We start from the raw sequence: 20159 nt of genomic DNA, 5'->3' as shown, positions 1-20159 counted from the left end.
ATCTTGCTAAAGCGTCTGCTCTAGCTGTATAAGTTTGGTTCGAATTAACTGTGCAAACTCTTCAGGTTGTTCCTTATGAACATTATGCCCTGCCTCTTTTATTGATGTAAAAGATAGTCTACTTTGCTTGGCTAATTCAAAAAATTTCATGTCTTTTTCACCACATATATAGTGAATAGGCTTACCAGTGCGCACTATTTCATCCAACAGGTAAGATTGATTGCCGAGGGATGTAGTGACTAACATCTCTGCAATCGCGCTCCCTTTATTGTGCGCTCTTCTGCCAATCAGTTCATCTCTTTGCTCGCGATTTAGAGAACTAAATACAGCTTGCTGATACCAATCGCTTAATACTTGTTCAATTGGCTCACTCTTAAACCTCTCTGCCCAGCGTCTATCATTAATCAGACGTTGTTGCCGTTCATTGTCATCTTTAAGCCCAAAACCGCCGCCTTCGAAAAAATAGCCAGCGATGTTTAACCGATCAAAAATGCCGTTGGCTAATCCAAACATGGCCAGTCTTGCGCCCAGAGAATAACCAACAATAATAATGGACCTATTTGATCCTACTTGAGACAAAATTGTGTTAAATATTAACTGGCAAGTATGGGTAAAACTGACAGGGTGTTGACTACAACTGTTTCCATGGCAAGGAAGGTCCACCACTACACAGGGATATTGGTCGAGGCGATGAATCACCTCTTGCCAATCACTCCCACTTCCAAGTAAGCCATGCAGAAAAACCAACACAGGGCGATCGCGGTTGGTATCCAGTTCATGGAATTGATTATGGTGTAGCATGATTTCTTTGTATTAATTTTTTAATGTCAGCAGAAGCTTGACCCGCAGGTGTTCGTATTTCAATGAGCAATGCACCTTTACCTGAGTCAAGGTGCTCAGTTGCCACACCAATCAACTCATTCATATTGTCTGGTTCGAGATATTTAAGGCCAAACTGTTTGGCTGCGTATTTGAATTGATAACCATGAGGCATTTGGTAAAGTGCCGTTTTCTTTTCCTGTGGCACCGGCAAGAGATCGAATATAGCGCCACCATCGTTATTGGTCACCAAAATAATAATAGGCTCTATTGTATGGCTAAATAACGAAAGTGAGTTGAGATCGTAAAGCAGTGAGGTATCACCCAATAACACCAGCATCGCTTCTTTATTGATTCGCTGTACTCCTGCCGCCGTGGCTACCAATCCATCGATGCCTGATGCACCTCGATTAGTATAAGCTCGATTTCCAGACAGAGCGGTAACCATATCCAACAACCTTACAACTAAACTGTTACCAATAAATAAATCTTTCTTACCGACTATTTTAGGAATCGCGATAGCAACACCCAGCTCAGAAAATTCATCACATTCAAGCGCAAGCCTTTTCACTTGTATGGTGCATACCTTCAACTCATCCGCCCACGATTTATGACGGCTGATTAACGGTAACTTAAGTAACAACTGATCATTCACCCACGCGACAATGCAAGAGTAGATATGTGTTTGAGGTAAATGGTCAGGATTTGATCGAGTTTCTTCATTGCCAATCAGATAATACTTCGCAGCATAATGAGTACACTGCTTCTTGATAAATTCGTTTAATGTTTTTGATACTAACCTAGCACCAAATTGTAAAATGAGATCGCATTGTCCTAGCTTGGTTTTACCATCTTCTGTTCGTAACCAGAGATCATAATGCTGCCATTCACTCGATAGACCCGATTGAGGGTCGCACAACACTGGCCAACCTAAAGCACTGGCTAGTGCCTTTGCTTTCTCTGCATCGGCAACATCAACATTACCGATTACGACTAAGCCCTTGTGCGTTTGCAACGAGATCATATCATTGACATCACGACCATCTCTTCGGATCTGTCGAGTGTAAGGCGTATCCTTGCTTTTCCACGCGTCTACACTCAGTAAATAGTCATCGTAAATAGACTTGTCTACTTCAGAATACAAAGGCTCTGGAAATGGGCAATTGATATGAATGGCACCACCGCTGCGCTTTTGCTGATACATCAGATTATCGACAGATGAGAGCAACCAAGTAATCGGTATGTTTTCAGTTGGACTTGGTAAATTAAGGCTACCATTTACATGATTCGAATAGATACCAATCTGATTTATCGCTTGGTTAGCACCACAATCAATCAGCTCTGGTGGTCGATCTGCAGTTAATATCACCAATTTCTCACCCGTAAGCTTAGCTTCTGCAATAGCGGGCAATAGATTCGCGACAGCCGTGCCTGAAGTAACGATGATAGCGACAGGAGACAGACTTGCTTTTGCCATGCCTAAAGCAAGAAAACCCAAACCACGCTCGTCAAAATGAGTATGAATAGTGAGTTCTGGATTGCTATCAGCTTCCAAAGTAAGTGGAGTAGAACGGGAGCCGGGGGCAATACAAACATGATGTACGTCTAGTCTAACCAGTTCTTCTAACATGACTTCAGACCATATACGATTAAGCACGGCCTGATCGGTCTGGCGACTTAACGTATTTTGACTCATAGAGCGACTCCCATAGGTCTATTTTCTTCCAGTAAACTCAGCAGAGTTGCCATTTTTTTGTCGAGTTCTAACCACTCCACATCGGCTTGAGAACCTTTAACGATGCCAGCCCCTGAAAACAGATGCAATTCATCACCACTGACCAATGCACTTCTTATCGCGACACAAAATTCTGCCTTTTGGTGACTGATATACCCCATAGAGCCGCTGTACCATCCACGAGAAAAAGGTTCATTCTCTTGAATGTAGTCAATCGCCTCTTCCCTTGGTAATCCAGCAACGGCCGCCGTTGGTTGTAATGCTGCGAGCAACTGCACACCATTTATTCCCTTTTTAAGGCGGGCATGGATCTCACGTTTTAAGTGCTGAACCTTTCTAAGGCGTATCAACTTTGCATTATTTTGCAATTCTATCTCATCCGTGAAAGGTGTTAACCTATCCACAATATCATCAACAACATATTGATTTTCGACAATATTTTTCTTGTCATGCGTCAACCAGTTCGCAAACTCAAGATCTTGTTGAGCATTGTCGCCACGTCCAATCGTCCCAGCTAAGGCTTCAGTTTCTAGCTCCTGTCCATTGCGGCTATATAGCCTCTCAGGTGTTGAGCCGATAAAAGCTTGCTTGTCATTTAATGCGAATAAGAAATGAAAACTGTTTTTATTCTGTGCCCAGCTTGATTTTAGTAGCTGCGCTGCAGAAATAAACCTATCGAGTTTAATAAGGCTTTTTCTAGCTAAAACAACTTTTTTAAATTGGTTTCGCTCAATTCTTTCTAAAACGTCTTCGATTTGATAGCGCCATTTCTGCTCACAAGGAACATGAACGATAGATTGGATATGCGACGAGATAGGCAACAATGGCGTTACATCAGCGGATAACATAGTTAACGCCGAGATAATCGCATCTTTATCATCCGCTAAATTCACGCAAAGCGACCAATTGTTATCGAATCTAACCAGTTCAATTTGTGGAAGAAAGAAATACGCCGAAAGGCCGCTACCGTCTTTTTCTGGTAAGTTGTCAAAAGATTTTCCTCCCCAAATACGCTGATTTTCGCCCAGAATTGTATAGGCTGGTGCAGGTTCAGAAAAAATGTGCACTTTTCCTAACGCAACGACCTCTTCACGGGTATCGCGTGACTGCCAGTAAAATTTAGGAAAATGAGGTTGAACCTCAAGCCAATCAATACAGGCTGCATTTGGTGCGCACGTCAAAGGTTGAGCAATTCTTATGTCTTGCTCTTTAGCGTTGGCGACCTGATTAACGAGTTCATCAATAGCTTGACTAAAATGAGACAAATCTACCTCTAAGTGTTTCATAGCAATATCTAATATTATGCACCGCACTCTATTTGCTGACTAGCTCCAAATCAAGTTAGATCCTCACTTTTGAGTTAGTGGTAAAGGAATATAGCCCAAAAGGAGTAACATCCTGTTAATTCATAACAGATTTTTATACTATGGAACGACAAAGTGGTGTAATTTGATAAAGTAAAATAAGAAATAAAGGGAATAGAACCATGTATAATATCGGGATGTCATCAAAACTCGATAATGTCTGCTACGACATTAGAGGACCAGTGCTCAAACATGCTAAACGCATGGAAGAAGAAGGTCATAATATTCTAAAGCTTAATATTGGGAATCCCGCCCCGTTTGGATTTGATGCCCCCGACGAAATTCTTGTTGATGTGATTCGCAACTTACCTACTTCCCAAGGTTACACCGATTCGAAAGGTATCTACTCCGCTCGTAAAGCCGTAGTACAACATTATCAACGCCGCGGTATTCACAGCTTAGACGTAGAAGATGTCTATATAGGCAACGGTGTTTCAGAGCTTATCGTTATGTCTTTGCAGGCGTTATTGAATAACGGTGATGAGCTTTTAGTACCGGCTCCAGATTACCCATTATGGACAGCAGGTGTATCGCTATCAGGCGGAACACCGGTTCACTACATATGCGATGAAGAATCTGATTGGTACCCTGATCTTGATGATATTAAAAAGAAAATCAGCAAAAAGACACGCGGAATTGTTCTTATCAACCCGAACAACCCAACGGGTGCTGTCTATAGCCGAGATTTTTTACTCGAAGTGATAGAAATCGCTCGTCAAAACAACCTGATCATCTTTGCTGACGAGATCTACGATAAAGTCCTTTACGATGGGGCCACACATACCACCATGGCAAGCTTAGCCGATGATGTATTAATGGTTACCTTCAATGGCTTGTCTAAAGCTTATCGCGTATGCGGATTCCGCAGTGGCTGGATGTTCTTAACTGGCCCAAAACATCTTGCTAAAAGCTATATTGATGGGCTAGACATGCTCGCATCTATGCGTCTGTGTGCCAACGTGCCAATGCAACACGCTATCCAGACAGCATTAGGTGGCTACCAGAGTATTAACGAATTAATACTACCCGGTGGACGTTTACTAGAGCAAAGAGATAAAGCCTTCGAGCTTATAACTCAAATACCGGGAATCACCTGTGTCAAACCAAAGGGCGCAATGTATCTGTTCCCTAAAATTGATACCAAAATGTACAACATTAAAGATGACCAAAAAATGGTTCTCGATTTCTTGGTCCAAGAAAAAGTACTTTTAGTACAAGGCACTGGCTTTAACTGGCCTAAGCCGGATCACTTTAGAATCGTCACCTTACCGCACGTAGAAGACTTAGAAATAGCCATTGGTCGATTTGAACGATTTTTAACTACCTATAGCCAGTAAGAATATCTATGATAAAAGGCTCCTTATTGGGAGCCTTTTTCGTTTTAAGTCAATTAAACGAGATGTTTTGGAACAGGACACACACCTGACTAGAATAATCATTGATACAAATTTTAGAATAAGACACACACCAATTCTGTAACGGTTAAAGGAATCATCAATGAAACCACAGCAAAGTACATTCATGGCATGGGTAACTCGTATGCCTTTAATAAAACGCTGGGCATTAATGCACTGTTTTCAGGAAGAAAACGTCTCTGAGCATTGTCATCAAGTATCGGTTATTGCCCATTTGTTGGTCGTCATCAAAAACAAACGTTATGGAGGAAACTTAAGTCCAGAGAAAGCGGCGGTCGTCGCTATTTATCATGAAATTTCAGAGACAAAGCTTCAGGACATCAACTCCAAAACCAAATACCATAATCCGGAGTTTACGGCTGCTTTCAAAAAGCTCGAAGATATTGCAGAACAAGAATGCTTAGAAACCTTACCCGAAGATTTACGTGACGAATTCTCTGATCTTCTTATCCAGAAAAATGTAGATGTTGAGTACAAGGCCATTGTTAAAGCCGCTGATATCCTCTCTGCCTACATCAAAACTATGAATGAGCTTAGGTTTCATAATGACGAGTTTTTACACGTAAAAGAAGGTCTTGACCCTCGTATAGAGCAACTCATTGAAACCATGCCTGAAGTAAAAGACTTTATGGATATATTTTGTGATAGCTGCACAACGACTTTGGATAAGATATCGGGTTAATTTTCATCAAGGACATACACCACAAGAATTATTAAAGAATGATGCTTTGATCTATCTGTGCCATTAATGTAACGAACGCCTGAATAGTATCTTTAATAAGCATAATGTTTAACTTCAATTGCAGTTTATTGTATCTGGAGTTAATCATGACCACGGCTAGAAATCAGCTCGTTTGCCTAAAATCAACTCAATACTATCATTGTGTATCGCGCTGTGTGCGGCGTTCTTTTCTTTGTGGCGAAGACTCAATATCGGGTAAAAGTTATGAGCATCGGAGAGGATGGATAGAAGAAAAAATTAATACACTGGCATCGATATATTGTATTGATATTTGCGCTTATGCTGTGATGAGCAACCACTACCATCTAGTTTTGCATGTCGACGAAAATGAAGCCAAAACTCTTACGATGCATGAAGTGGTAGAACGTTGGTCCAAAGAACACAAACTCCCGCAATTGATATTGAAATGGCAACAAAATCAAAGGTTAGGTCAAGCCGAAATAAGAATCTGTGAAAGTATCATTAAAAGTTGGCGCACTAGGCTATACAATTTAAGTTGGTTCATGAAAGAGCTTAATTATGATATCGCCTGCAGAGCCAATAAAGAAGATAGTTGCAAAGGTCACTTTTGGGAAAGTCGATTTAAAAGCCAGGCTCTAATGGATGAGCAAGCTCTTATTGCAGCTATGGCTTATGTTGACCTAAACCCAATCCGAGCTGGAATAAATAAGACACCAGAAACGTCCGAATACACATCCATTAAGACGAGGTTAGAAGCATTAAATAATCAACTGGAAGAGGCTCCGGGGTTATCTATTTTCATCGGTAATCCAAACAACGAAATGCTCAAAGGTATTCCGTTTAGGCTTATGGACTATTTAGAATTAGTCGATTGGAGTGCAAGACAGATTAGAGAAGATAAAGCAACGATTTCCACAGCACTACCCCCAATACTTAAACGACTTAAACTAACCCAGATTCACTGGTTAAGAGCTTGTACCAGTATTGAAAATAGACGTGTCACATTGGTTGGAAGCTATTCTGGTCTTAGAAAACATAATCACCTGAACAAACGAAAACACACATGCGCTTTGCAACTAGATATTGATTGATACAGCGCCTAATTACTCGCATCACTGCCGCAACGTTTAATTACTATATAACCTAACTCGTCCAAAAAACCTTCATTTTTACTTGTTTTAACAAATAACGATAATACGTGCTGTTAGTCAGCTAAAACAAACTCAAATTAATGCTGCTACATGTTAGTACAAATAATAAACATGTGGATTGCGGTGTGTGTCCTTGAGAAAAATGCCTTTACGCACTCTTTTCCCCTAGAAAAGTTAATTCAGCATCTGTATCGAATGGGTTGTTAAAATCCGATACTACATCGTTTATCTGCCACTCTTTTATATCTGCTTGAATCAGGACAAATTGAGACAGCCCATATTGGCTAGTAGTAGCAAATTTATGTTGAGTACCAACAATGCCCGTCTCAACGCTTAGCATTCTCCCACCGATATCAATTAATTTTTCTTTTAAACGCTGGGAGAGCTCATAGACAGAAAGTGAGGACTCTATTCTGTACAGGTATCCCCCTTCAATTTTTTGCCTCGACCAATAATCTAGTTCATTAAAGTCGATTGGCTGCTTAGAGGCGAATACCGCTCCACTCTGGTATTGGCAACCGCAAATCGTAACGGGTGTATGTTTGAATTCAGGTTGGCCTGAAAAAGAATCAGTATGAGGCGAGATGAGGTCGCACGGTTTACTATTTTTTGCAGTAATGCTATTCCAATGAATGGGAATGAAAAGATGTTGTAACGCCATATCTTCCGTAACTTCAACCCTAACCTGACACTCTCCTCCGGTGTTAGACACCTTAGCTAATTGTCCATTTTTGACACTAAATTCCGCCGCTGTAGTTGGGTGAACTAACACATAGGGTTCTGGTCGATGCTCGGACAATCGCGCTGATAGACCTGTTCGAGTCATCGTATGCCATTGATCTCTTGAACGTCCACTGTTCAACAACAATGGAAATGTACTGCTGGTACTACTTTTTGGTAAAGCATGTTGAACCGGAATGAACCTAGCACGTTTATCAGCGGTGAAAAACTGAGCATTGGAAAAAAAACGCTGGTCAACGATCTCTGTCTGAAGCGTTTTTACTGGCCATTGTTGTGGTGTAAGACGGCTATAACCTTTGTCGTCCAACTGGGTTAATCCAATAAGGTCAAGATCTCGCTGACCATCTCTATTTCCCTGCGTAGTTAGCTGCGCATGTTCACGAAACACTTCTCCCTCATGGCGATAATTAAATGCCTCTTTAAAGCCCATTTTCTGCCCTACTTGGCTTATTATCCACCAATCTGGCTTAGCCATGCCAGGGCTTGGCAATAATCGACGCTGACGAGATATCCGTCGTTCTGAATTGGTGACTGTCCCCGATTTCTCACTCCAACCTTGAGCGGGTAAAACCAGATCAGCCAGCCTTGTGGTTTCCGTGTCGGCAATACAGTCGGAGACGACGACAAACGGGCAGGTTTTTAGTGCTAGTTTGATTTTTTCACTATCGGGTAGGCTAACAACAGGATTGGTTGCCATTATCCATACGGCCTTAATTTTTCCTTCTGCCATTGCGTCAAACATATCCACCGCTTTTAGTCCCGGCTTAGTTGCTAACGTGTCGGTTTGCCAGAATTGTTTTACCGTAGCGAGATGTTCTGGATTTTCAAACTCCATATGTGCGGCGAGCGTATTGGCTAACGCCCCTACTTCTCTTCCCCCCATAGCATTAGGCTGACCTGTCACTGAGAAAGGGCCACTACCTACTTTCCCTATTTTACCGGTGGCAAGGTGACAATTAATAATGCTGTTTACCTTATCGGAGCCAGAACTAGATTGATTTACGCCCTGAGAATAGATAGTGACGACTTTTTTAGCGTGTGCAAACTGCCGATAAAAAGAGTCTAATTCCTCTCTTGTTAAACCGGTGGTCCGTTCGATATTTGTCTCTAATTTGGCCAACTCAAGTGCCTGAGAAAAGCCGTTAGTGTGAGTATTAATAAAGGCGGAATCGAGGTGATCATGTTCGGATAAAAAACGGAGCAGACCATTAAACAGAGCGACATCTGAGCCTGACTTAACCGCCAAGTGTGCATCCGAATTCGAACATGTGTCCGTTTTCCGCGGATCGACCACAACTACTTTTAGTGATGGGTTGTTCTGTTTTGCGACTCTCAAACGTTGAAATAAAACCGGATGACACCACGATAAGTTTGATCCAACAATCACTACAAGTTCTGATTTTTCAAGATCGTCATAACAGACAGGTACGGTATCAGATCCAAATGCTCGTTTGTGACCCACTACCGAAGAGGCCATACAAAGACGTGAGTTACTATCTATATTCCCTGTCCCCATAAATCCTTTTACAAGCTTATTGGCCACATAATAATCTTCGGTAAGTAATTGTCCTGATACATAGAAAGCAACAGAATCCGGACCATACGTTTCAATTGCTTGTGCAAATTTAGCCGCCACCTGAGATGTGGCCGTATCCCAATCCAATGACTTACCACCTTCAACACTATTATCAATCGGAGTTAACAAGCGACCGTCTTGTATTACCGTGTCTCCAAGTGCGATACCTTTTGTGCAAAGTTTTCCAAAGTTAGAGGGGTGAGCATTATCTCCACGAACTTCCAATTCCCCAGATGATTTTGGCCGAGCTTCGATGCCACAACCGACTCCACAGTAGGCACAAGTAGATTTAATCCAACCATCATTAATCTGCGTCATCATCGCTCCCTAACCCTAATAAAAATATTCACTATTAGTCATTACGTAGCAACATACGAACCAACTGTACATATTGCGCTATTTTAAATTTTTTATTCTATACTATTAACAAGTTACAATCAGCAATACCTCTAAAGTAGTAGGTTATTTTTTGTCATAGAGATACACTTTTCAGTCTCTTTTGCACTACTACACAGCGTTTTGCACCATAACGAATCATTTCATAGAAAAAAAACAGACAATACGCCTATCAAGTCAAGCATGAATACTTAAGTAATACGTAGTAACCACTTGTTTAATATCAATTAAAAATAATTATTACCAATTTCACATCATTTAGGCACCCATATTGCAGCTGGTTGTTCATAAGGTTCTCAGTTATGTATGAATTTAGTGTAGGAGTCAGGATGATGAATAGACATTGCTCAAAAACAGGCACGGTATCACTCGTTGGAGCGGGCCCTGGAGACCCTGATTTGTTAACGGTAAAAGCCGCAAGAGCCATTGAGCAAGCGGAACTAATCGTTTTCGATAACCTCGTCAGCGACGCTATTCGGGCAACATTCCCTCGGCATGCCAAAACCCTATATGTCGGAAAAGCGAAAGGTCTGCACAGCGCAACGCAAAACAACATAAACCAGATTTTAGTCGAACACGCTTTACAAGGTAAAAACATATGTCGCATTAAAGGTGGCGACTCATTTATCTTCGGCAGGGGTGGTGAAGAGATGCTACTACTCACTCAAAAGGGCATCCACGTCGACGTTATACCCGGCATTACCGCCGCCTCAGGATGTTCTACTTACGCAAACATCCCCTTAACTCACCGTGGGTTAGCGCAAGGCTGTACGTTCATTACCGCACATGCTGACAAGCAACTTGATTTGAATTGGTCTGCGTTAGCAAAACTCAATCAAACACTCGTTATTTATATGGGGTTAAGTAAATCCAGATTGATAAGCGATAGGTTGATTGAAGAAGGGTTGCCACGCAATACCCCGGCGGCCTTTATTGAAAATGGTTGCACTCCCGAACAGCGAGTTTTTACTGGCGAACTTGGTGAACTTGAACAAATGATGCAGAACAATCAAATCCAGTCACCGGCCTTGATCGTCATCGGGAAAGTGGTCTCTATTAACCAACAAATGCAATGGCTAGAACAACGAACAGAAAGGGTTGTTGATACAGACAGATCAAAAAAAGATTTCAAACTATCCGCGTAGTTTAAAACATCACAATAACGGTAAATATTTAGTAATTTTTGAATCAGGAATGTAATTATGAGCAAGCAAAGAATTATCGTTGTAGGCAACGGAATGGTTGGCCACAAATTTATCGATACCCTCATTCAATCTGAGCGAAGAGACGTTGAGATCATCACATTTTCCCAAGAGTCTCGTCTTGCATATGATCGAGTACAGCTGACTTCCTATCTAACAGGTAAAACAGCAAAAGATCTTGCAATGACAGACGAGTCCTATTACCAAAAAAACGGTGTCAGCTATGTCGTCAATGAGAAAGTAACCAAGCTGAATACCGTTGACAATCAAGTTATTACTGCCACTGGCCGCATTGAAGCTTACGACAAACTTGTCTTAGCAACTGGCTCCTTTCCTTTTGTACCGCCTATTCCGGGTAACGACCAAGAACACTGCTTTGTATACCGAACGATTGAAGACCTCGACGCTATAGAGCTATCAAGCAAGCAGAGTAAAATTGGTGTGGTTATTGGTGGTGGTCTACTTGGTCTTGAGGCGGCCAATGCGATTAAAAACCTCGGACTAGAAACACACGTTGTCGAATTTGCCCCAAGGTTGATGGCCGTGCAACTTGATGATGGCGGCGGTGCGCTACTTCGCCGCAAGATCGAAGATATGGGTGTGACAGTTCATACTGAGAAAGCAACGACTGAGATTGTCGACGGTGAAACGGCTCGTTATCGTATGAATTTCGCCGATGGCACGCATGTAGAAACCGACATGATTGTTTTCTCCGCTGGTATTCGCCCACAAGATGAGCTCGCAAGAAGTGCTGATATCGATATTGGAGAACGTGGTGGAATCACGATCAACAACTTTTGCCAAACTAACTTAGAAGATGTCTACGCCATTGGTGAATGTGCACTTTGGCAAAATCAAATTTTTGGTCTTGTTGCTCCGGGTTACCAAATGGCCAAAGTTGCCGCGAATCACTTATTAGCAGAAGATGAGCAAACTTCTCCGTTTCTTGGGGCAGATATGAGTACCAAGTTAAAATTACTTGGTGTTGATGTGGCCAGTATCGGTGATGTACATGGTAAAACAGAAGGTGCACAATCGTTTACTTATAACGATGAAATAGAGCAAGTGTATAAACGCTTAATCATCTCAGCAGACGGAACAAAAATCGTTGGGGCCGTATTGGTGGGAGATGCTGATGCCTATGGCACTCTATTGCAAATAATGCAAAACGACATGCCTTTACCTTCAAATCCTTCCGTGTTGATTTTACCTAACGTTATTGATGATGAATCACCGACTATGGGTATCAATGCATTACCAGATACCGCGGTTATCTGTTCTTGCTTTGATGTCACCAAAGGCGATATCAAAGCAGCAGTGTCTTCTGGTTGCGTGACCATGGCTCAGCTTAAAGAAACCACGAATGCATCAACGGGTTGTGGCGGTTGTGCGACACTGGCTAAACAAGTTTTAGATAGTGAGTTGACTCAACTGGGTGTAGAAGTAAACAACAACCTTTGTGAACACTTCGCCTATTCTCGTCAAGAATTAAGCGACATTGTTCGTATCAACAAAATAAAAACATTTGATGTACTACTTGAAAGCCATGGCAGTGGTATAGGTTGTGCTATCTGCAAACCAACAGCAGGTTCTATCCTTGCCTCTTTTTGGAACGACTATGTACTTGAAAACCGTCACATGGAGCTTCAAGATACTAATGATATTTACCTCGGTAACATGCAAAAAGATGGTACGTATTCTGTTGTGCCTCGTATCGCTGGCGGAGAAATCACACCGGATGGGTTAATAGTGATTGGCAAAGTTGCCAAAGAGTTTGACCTGTATACAAAAGTAACCGGTGGTCAACGTATCGACTTATTTGGTGCACAGTTGAACGACCTGCCGGCCATATGGACGAAATTGGTTGATGCTGGATTTGAAACTGGACACGCCTATGGAAAGTCGCTTCGAACAGTTAAATCTTGCGTTGGCAGCACGTGGTGTCGTTACGGAGTCAAGGATAGTGTTGGCTTCGCGATTGACGTAGAAAACCGCTACAAGGGATTGCGCGCGCCACATAAAATCAAGTTTGGTGTTTCTGGTTGTACTCGAGAGTGCGCTGAAGCTCAATCAAAGGATATCGGTATTATTGCAACAGAGAATGGTTGGAACCTCTATGTGTGTGGTAATGGCGGTATGCGTCCACGTCATGCAGACTTGTTCGCAACGGACCTCGATGACAGCACACTGATTAAATATATTGATCGAGTATTGATGTTCTATATCCGTACTGCCGACCGTCTGCAACGTACATCCGTTTGGTTAGAGAACCTCGAAGGTGGTATCGACTACCTCAAACAAGTTGTTATCGAAGACAAAATCGGTGTGTGTGATGAACTTGAAAAAGAGATGGCCTATAGCGTTGCAAACTACCAATGTGAATGGAAAACCACCTTGGCTTCACCACAAAAACTTAAGCGATTCAGTCATTTTATTAATAGTGATCAACGAGATGAGAACCTTCAATTTGTTTCTTTACGTGAGCAGCGATTCCCAAAACCTGTCACTGAACAACAAATAGAGATAGTGGAAGTGGAATAACAACCATTATGCTAAGAAAGAATCCAAAATGTAAGGAATTGAGATATGAGTAGCTGGAAATCAATTTGCAATGAACAAGATCTCGCGCCAAATATTGGTAGCTGCGCACTAGTAGAAGATAAACACGTCGCTATTTTCAACTGCAAACGTACCAATAAGCTTTACGCAATAGCCAACTATGACCCAATTGGCAAAGCATCCATTTTATCCAGGGGTATTATTGGCTCAATAGAAGGCCAACCTTATGTAGCATCACCATTGTATAAGCAACATTTTCACTTAGTAACCGGGAAGTGCCTAGAGGAGCCTGAGTATCAACTTGAAACCTACCCAGTTCGATCCGTAAATGGTGAGATACAGGTTCAATTGCCGGGTTGTGTATAACTAGTACCAATCTGTAAGATTAACCGCTCAGCGACAGGATTGTCACAACGCTGACATCAATGGGCTGAAAGGCCCGTTTCTGAAACACGACCCACTCGTGTTTCAGAAACGGCTGTCAGGCTACCTTATCTTTAACAAGACACTTTTAATTCTCAATTTTTCCTCTCACCAAAGACTTTTTGTTGATATATAGCGCCAATACTGAAAAACTATTTCTTAATAGCAACAATATTCTTCAAGGTTATCTTCCTTATGCTTAATAACGTGAATCTTTCAGATGTTCGATCTTTCGTGCTCATTGCTCAATTGGGTAATTTCACTAAGGCTGCAGAAGCACTGCAAGTCTCTCGATCACATGTATCACGACAAATTAGCGCACTAGAAGCTGAAATTGGTGTGAGTTTACTGACTAGAACAACCAGAACTCTCCGTTTAACTCAAGCCGGTGAAGCCTTTTACGCACAATGTGAAGGAGCGCTGAATGAAATTGACCAAGCGTTGATTGCTGCGGTCGATGATACCAATGATGTGCGGGGGCTGATCCGAGTTAACTGCGTTGGTGGGTATATTGGCGAAGAAATCATTGCACCCTACATCAGTGAATTCATGGCGCTATACCCTGAAATTAATATACATCTCGATTTTAGTAGTCATCGAATTGACTTAATCGAAGACCAATTTGATATCGCTTTTCGTATGGGACAAATAGAAAACGCAGGATTCATAGCAAGAAAGCTCATGGACATTAATATGGTGACCTTGGCCAGCCCTAATTATATACAAAATCATGGCTTACCTTTGCATCCCAAAGATCTTAACCAGCATAAATGTTTAACGGGCTCAGTTAAGAAATGGCGTTTTTTATCGTTAGACGATTCGACCCAACACTATGAAGTCACTGTTGACGGCCATTTGTTGTGCAAAAATGGCAATGTGTTGATTACCGGAGCACTACACAATAATGGGATTATTCGAGTACCTGAGATGTATTGTAAGCATTCCATTGAATGCGGTGAATTAGTCGAGATATTCCCCAATTGGAAGGTTCCAAATTCGCCCTTTTCTGCCATTTACCATAAAGACAAATATCAACCCAAAAGACTTAGGGCCTTAATTAGTTTTGTAACAACAAAATTTGAACACGATGATCACTAAAACACCATCATAATCTCTTGCCTAACCGATAAAAAGATTGTTGCACAGAAGCAACAGTCTTTAAACCTACGCCCTATATATCAACAGTGCTAAATCGCCTAATATGAGACATCACAACGAGGAACCCGTTGTTTCTCAATGTCTATTAACTCATTGCCTTGGAGCAAATTATGAAAAAATTAGTCGTTATTACAGGTGCAAGTTCTGGTATTGGTGAAGCAATTGCTCGTCGTTTAAGCAAGTCAGGACACCCGTTATTACTTATCGCACGCCGTATTGACCGCCTAGAAGCGCTTTCGTTACCTAATGCATTATGTGAAAAAGTAGATGTGACCGATAAAACCTCTTTCGAAGCGGCCATAGCAAAAGCGGAAGCGATATATGGCCCAACAGATTGTATTGTTAACAATGCAGGTGTAATGCTATTGAGCGAATTAGATGTGCAAGACCCGGCAGAATGGAAAACTATGTTTGACGTTAACGTCATCGGCCTAATGAATGGCATGCAAGCAGTTCTTGCACCTATGAAAGCCCGTCAAAGTGGAACAATCATCAATATTAGTTCAATTGCTGGTCGCAAGACATTTCCCAACCATGCCGCATACTGCGGAACAAAATTCGCGGTTCACGCCATTTCAGAAAATGTTCGTGAAGAAGTATCAAACTCAAATGTTCGTGTGACGACTATCGCTCCAGGCGCAGTAGAAACTGAATTGCTTTCTCATACTTCGTCGACTGACATCATTGATGGATACCAAGACTGGAAAGAGTCTATGGGCGGAGCACTTCAAGCTGACGATATCGCTCGTTCTGTTGAATACGCTTATCAACAGCCACAAGGTGTATGTATTCGTGAAATCGTCATCTGTGCGACACGTCAACCAGCATAATCGGACAAAAGAACATCATATATAAGCGCTAGATATCATTATGGGTAATTATGCCCATAATGATTGGAGATATGAGCACTGTTTTTCTATGGCTGAACTCATTACGATGCACCCATCAAATTGCTTAACGAGAAGCCGAACATGACTCACCAAATTATTACTGATCTAAACAGCCGTTACACAGCTAAAAAATACGATGAAGCAAAACGCATTTCATCTGACGATATGACCGTCATAAAAGAGGCGATTCGTTTGTCTGCTTCTTCGATAAACGCTCAACCTTGGAAGTTTATCGTTATTGAAAGTGACAACGCTAAGCAACGTTTCCATGATTCATTTGAAAACAACTTCCAATTCAATCAACCACACGCTAAAGAAGCGTCACACACCGTATTGTTCGCCTACAACCCTCGTTTTACAAAAGAACAGTACCGTAAAGTAGTTGATATTGAAGTTAGCTCTGGTCACCTACCTGCAGAAATGTACGACAACATGCTAAACGGTGGCTTCACATTCGCTGAAATGAACACAGATGAAGCCGGCTTCAACGGCCATTGGACCAAAGCGCAAACATATATTGCTCTAGGTAATACTTTGCACACTCTTGCGCGTTTAGGTATCGACTCTACACCGATGGAAGGTGTTGATGCGCAACTTATTGGTGAAATATTTAAAGACGAACTGGATGGGTTTGTAGTTGATGTAGCTCTGGCGATGGGCTATCACAAAGAAGTTGAAGACTATAATCACAGCCAACCTAAAGCTCGCCTTGCAACAACGGATGTCATCACCGTTCTTTAACGATATCTCTTATTTGAAAACGCTCAGGTTTATCTGATAAATGCCAGATAAACCTGAGCGTTTTTTATTTCTGAGGATAAAAAAAAAGCAAAGCGTTACCATCAATAATCGCCCCCCGATAACGAATGGTCCGCTTTGCCAATCTGCGCCTTAGCGCAATTACCTTTTGTTGTTATTTAAATATTTAAGGCGTCGACATGATGCTTTATTTTTTATTTCGTTACTTCGATGCCTTTCATGTTTTTAAACATTTATTTTAAAAAATACTATTCTGATAAGTTCTGCAATTTCATGCAGTTGAATAGCATTTAAAACACCATCCAGAATGGCATGAGTCGATATTCCCCCGCCCTCTCTCATGGTTAGCAAAACAGAGCATTCTGAAATACAACTTTAAAAAAGCATTTTCAATTGCTGATATAATTCTTTATACGTTTCTCGTCTTTTCTCATAAAGTTTATGTTTTTCTAAATCCGGTTTGTGAACTTGTACAAGCTCTGGCACAGGACAAACATCGGCTATGTTGGCATGCTTTGCCGTGCCTAAATGCGCTAAACGCGCCGCACCAAGCGCAGGACCCACCTCACCACCAGAACGATAAACCAGCCTCATCCCAAAAATATCTGCAAGCATTTGACGCCAATAAGCACTTCTCGCACCACCACCAATAAGAGAGATTTCTTCCGGTATCAAATCGGTTGCATGAAGTGCATCCAACCCATCTTTAAAGGCAAACCCAACCCCTTCGAGAACGGCAAGCACAAGATCTGATTTGGTGGTTGAATGCGTCATTCCAAAGAAGACTCCTTTGGCGTTTGGGTCATTATGAGGCGTTCGTTCACCAGATAAGTAAGGTAAGAAAATAACCTTTGAGTCTACGTCCGCATTAGCTTGCACGTCTTCTAACATTACGCCAACGTCCGCTTGTCCTGTTAGTTTCGCAACCCAATCTAAACACGAAGCTGCGCTTAAAATAACCGACATAGAATGCCAGGTATTAGGCAATGCATGGCAAAAACTGTGTAATGCGGATTCGGGGTTAGATAAAAATCCATCGCTAACAGCAAAATAGACACCAGATGTCCCCAACGACAACATCGCTTGGCCCGGTTCGATAATCCCTACTCCAACAGCACCTGCCGCATTGTCTCCTGCACCTGCAACGATAGGAACACAAGGCATATTCCAACGCTGTGCCAACTTATTTGACAACATACCCGTCACTTCACAACCTTCATACAATGTGGGCATATGGTCTCTAGTAAGGCCTGTCGCTTCAAGTAACTCATCGCACCAATCACGTTTAGCAACGTCTAGCCACATTGTGCCCGCCGAATCCGACATATCTGAAGCAAAGTCACCAGACATCTTGTAGCGTAGATAATCTTTGGGTAACAACACTTTATCTATCTTGCTAAATATTTCGGGTTCGTAATTTGCTACCCACTTCAGTTTAGGTGCCGTGAACCCTGGCATCATGATATTTCCGGTAATGTCACGACTATTTGGCACCAGTGTTTCGAGCTGTAAACACTCCTCAAAACAACGACCGTCATTCCATAAAATGGCAGGTCTTAACAACTCGCCCTCTTTATCAAGCAGGGTCGCACCGTGCATTTGGCCTGATAACCCAATGGCTTTAACCTTAGTGAGGTCAGTCTGCTGCTGCAACTTTAAGATGGCAGTATTGGTTGCCTCCCACCAATCCTGAGCATTTTGTTCTGACCATAGATCTTTAGGCCGAGAAACGGTCAACGCCTCTGTTTGTGACGCAATAATAACGTCATTGTCGTCAAGGAGAATAACTTTAACTCCAGATGTACCTAAATCAATTCCAATATACATATGCCCTGCCTCTGTTTATGTTCACTCGGATATAGTCGTCTTCACCGTCGTAATTATTCGCGTAGATTCTTGTTTAAAATGGCGCTTTCCCTACACTCATCATGTTCTTGAAGCGAGGTTCCCTCAATTACGTTTTTTATTAGTTATGTTCTCTGATTTAACGAGTGAGTCGTAGATCACACGCTAATGAGAATTTGCTTGTTACACTCATCTTCGTTTTCAATAACGGTAAAGATTACTTATGGATAAGCGCTTTAGAATTACACTGCTTTTTAATGCCAATAAAGTTTACGATCGTCAGGTCATTGAAGGCATTGGAGAATACCTGCAAGCCTCGCAGTGCGAATGGGACATCTTTCTTGAAGAGGATTTCGTTACTCATTTAGATAACTTTGAAGCATGGAGAGGCGACGGAATTATTGCAGATTTTGATAATCCTGATGTAGTGGACAGGCTCAAAGGCACCGATATTCCGGTTGTTGGCGTAGGCGGTTCCTATACTGAACCATCCCAATATCCCGATATCCCTTATGTGGCTACCGACAACAATGCACTTGTAGAGCTGGCGTTTCAGCACCTGCGTGAAAAAGGGTTAGAGAACTTTGCTTTATACGGCATTCCCACAAATTCAGGAAAACGGTGGGCACAAGAGCGCGAATTATCGTTTAAAAAGATCGTAGAAAGAGAAGGTTATAGCGGATCAATCTATCGCGGAAATGAAACCTCACCAGAGACTTGGCAATATGATATGAATCGCCTCGCAGATTGGTTACAAAGGTTACCTACCCCAACGGGCATCATTGCCGTTACCGATTCTCGCGCTCGTCACCTATTACAAGTATGCGAACAATTGAACATTATGGTCCCGGACAAAGTCTCAGTGATTGGCATAGACAATGAGGAGTTGGCCCGCTATTTAACAAGAGTATCCCTAAGCTCCGTTGGTCAAGGTTGCAAAGAGATGGGCTATCGTTCAGCGAAGATACTGCATAAACTGCTATTAGCAAAAGATAAAGAAAAACCCGTCAATCAAGTTCTTAAACACGCACGTGTTTTGATTCCACCGACTAAGGTATTCGAAAGGCAAAGCACTGATTTTCAAGCACTAAAAGACCCATATGTCATTCAGGCCATGCACTATATTCGTCACAATGCCTGCAAAGGTATTAAGGTTGATCAAGTACTCGGTTGTGTGGGTATTTCACGCTCTAATATGGAAGCGAGGTTCAGAGAAGAGCGAGGCCACTCCATTCATCAAGAGATTCATAATTCAAAACTAAAAAGAGCCTGCAACTTATTGGCAGAGACCACTCTCCCGATACTAGAGATCTCAGAGTTATCTGGTTACCCATCTTTACAATACATGTATACCGTATTTAAAAAGAACCTAGAAAAGACGCCAAAAGAATTTCGGGATAATGCAATAACAGCAGAATAAAAA

General features: G+C 41.9%; 15 protein-coding genes. 10 read left to right on the top strand and 5 right to left on the bottom strand.

The genetic code is table 11. The features are described from left to right. Positions 1 to 6 precede the first annotated feature (6 nt). Genes menH through IUZ65_RS04635 form a run of 3 tightly spaced genes read right to left on the bottom strand, consistent with a single transcriptional unit; the run spans position 7 to position 3840 of the window. Positions 7 to 801 (bottom strand): 2-succinyl-6-hydroxy-2,4-cyclohexadiene-1-carboxylate synthase, encoded by a 795-nt coding sequence (menH, locus tag IUZ65_RS04645; protein WP_195702629.1) that lies wholly within the window; start codon positions 799 to 801, stop codon positions 7 to 9. After that, positions 788 to 2515 carry a 2-succinyl-5-enolpyruvyl-6-hydroxy-3-cyclohexene-1-carboxylic-acid synthase gene (gene menD, locus IUZ65_RS04640; protein ID WP_195702628.1) on the bottom strand — a complete coding sequence of 576 codons (1728 nt, stop codon included), beginning with the start codon at positions 2513 to 2515 and terminating at the stop codon, positions 788 to 790. The genes menH and menD overlap by 14 nt, the downstream gene beginning before the upstream one ends. After that, entirely contained in the window at positions 2512 to 3840 is a 1329-nt protein-coding gene (locus tag IUZ65_RS04635) for an isochorismate synthase (RefSeq protein ID WP_229637978.1), read from the bottom strand. Before IUZ65_RS04635 ends, menD begins: the two co-directional genes overlap by 4 nt. A gap of 200 nt (positions 3841 to 4040) precedes the next feature. Between IUZ65_RS04635 and IUZ65_RS04630 the strand changes: the two genes are divergently transcribed. The 3 genes from IUZ65_RS04630 (at position 4041) to IUZ65_RS04620 (ending at position 7127) form a co-directional block, all read left to right on the top strand. Then, positions 4041 to 5255 (top strand): pyridoxal phosphate-dependent aminotransferase, encoded by a 1215-nt coding sequence (locus tag IUZ65_RS04630; RefSeq protein WP_195702627.1) that lies wholly within the window; start codon positions 4041 to 4043, stop codon positions 5253 to 5255. A 160-nt stretch (positions 5256 to 5415) separates the two neighbouring features. Then, complete coding sequence (gene yfbR, locus IUZ65_RS04625) at positions 5416 to 6015, top strand: 5'-deoxynucleotidase (RefSeq protein ID WP_195702626.1); 600 nt, start codon at positions 5416 to 5418, stop codon at positions 6013 to 6015. Between the two features lie 146 nt (positions 6016 to 6161). Continuing rightward, on the top strand, positions 6162 to 7127 hold the full coding sequence (locus tag IUZ65_RS04620) for a transposase (protein ID WP_229637977.1): 966 nt from the start codon (positions 6162 to 6164) through the stop codon (positions 7125 to 7127). Positions 7128 to 7335: 208 nt separating this feature from the next. Here IUZ65_RS04620 and IUZ65_RS04615 read toward each other — a convergent pair whose 3' ends face one another. Continuing rightward, positions 7336 to 9822, bottom strand: a complete 2487-nt coding sequence (locus tag IUZ65_RS04615; protein WP_195702625.1) for a molybdopterin oxidoreductase family protein — start codon at positions 9820 to 9822, stop codon at positions 7336 to 7338. 410 nt (positions 9823 to 10232) lie between these two features. On the opposite strand from IUZ65_RS04615, the gene cobA reads away from it, so the two are divergent. The 6 genes from cobA to IUZ65_RS04585 all read left to right on the top strand — a co-directional run bounded on the left by cobA (position 10233) and on the right by IUZ65_RS04585 (position 16873). Continuing rightward, positions 10233 to 11045, top strand: coding sequence for a uroporphyrinogen-III C-methyltransferase (cobA, locus tag IUZ65_RS04610; protein WP_195704993.1), 813 nt, complete (start codon positions 10233 to 10235; stop codon positions 11043 to 11045). A 57-nt stretch (positions 11046 to 11102) separates the two neighbouring features. After that, positions 11103 to 13643, top strand: coding sequence for a nitrite reductase large subunit NirB (gene nirB / locus IUZ65_RS04605; protein ID WP_195702624.1), 2541 nt, complete (start codon positions 11103 to 11105; stop codon positions 13641 to 13643). A gap of 45 nt (positions 13644 to 13688) precedes the next feature. Then, positions 13689 to 14027 carry a nitrite reductase small subunit NirD gene (gene nirD / locus IUZ65_RS04600; protein ID WP_195702623.1) on the top strand — a complete coding sequence of 113 codons (339 nt, stop codon included), beginning with the start codon at positions 13689 to 13691 and terminating at the stop codon, positions 14025 to 14027. Positions 14028 to 14279: 252 nt separating this feature from the next. Further along, on the top strand, positions 14280 to 15182 hold the full coding sequence (locus IUZ65_RS04595) for a LysR family transcriptional regulator (RefSeq protein ID WP_195702622.1): 903 nt from the start codon (positions 14280 to 14282) through the stop codon (positions 15180 to 15182). 170 nt (positions 15183 to 15352) lie between these two features. Then, entirely contained in the window at positions 15353 to 16072 is a 720-nt protein-coding gene (locus IUZ65_RS04590; RefSeq protein WP_195702621.1) for an SDR family oxidoreductase, read from the top strand. Between the two features lie 141 nt (positions 16073 to 16213). After that, positions 16214 to 16873 (top strand): nitroreductase family protein, encoded by a 660-nt coding sequence (locus tag IUZ65_RS04585; RefSeq protein ID WP_195702620.1) that lies wholly within the window; start codon positions 16214 to 16216, stop codon positions 16871 to 16873. A 393-nt stretch (positions 16874 to 17266) separates the two neighbouring features. Here IUZ65_RS04585 and xylB read toward each other — a convergent pair whose 3' ends face one another. Beyond that, entirely contained in the window at positions 17267 to 18718 is a 1452-nt protein-coding gene (gene xylB / locus IUZ65_RS04580) for a xylulokinase (protein ID WP_195702619.1), read from the bottom strand. A gap of 241 nt (positions 18719 to 18959) precedes the next feature. Here xylB and IUZ65_RS04575 point away from each other — a divergent pair, with 241 nt between their 5' ends. Beyond that, positions 18960 to 20156 (top strand): XylR family transcriptional regulator, encoded by a 1197-nt coding sequence (locus tag IUZ65_RS04575; RefSeq protein ID WP_195702618.1) that lies wholly within the window; start codon positions 18960 to 18962, stop codon positions 20154 to 20156. The last annotated feature ends 3 nt before the right edge of the window (positions 20157 to 20159 follow it).

The sequence above is a fragment of the Vibrio sp. VB16 genome (assembly GCF_015594925.2).
Classification (GTDB): Bacteria; Pseudomonadota; Gammaproteobacteria; order Enterobacterales; family Vibrionaceae; genus Vibrio.
This window is presented reverse-complemented; position numbering and strand designations above follow the sequence as displayed.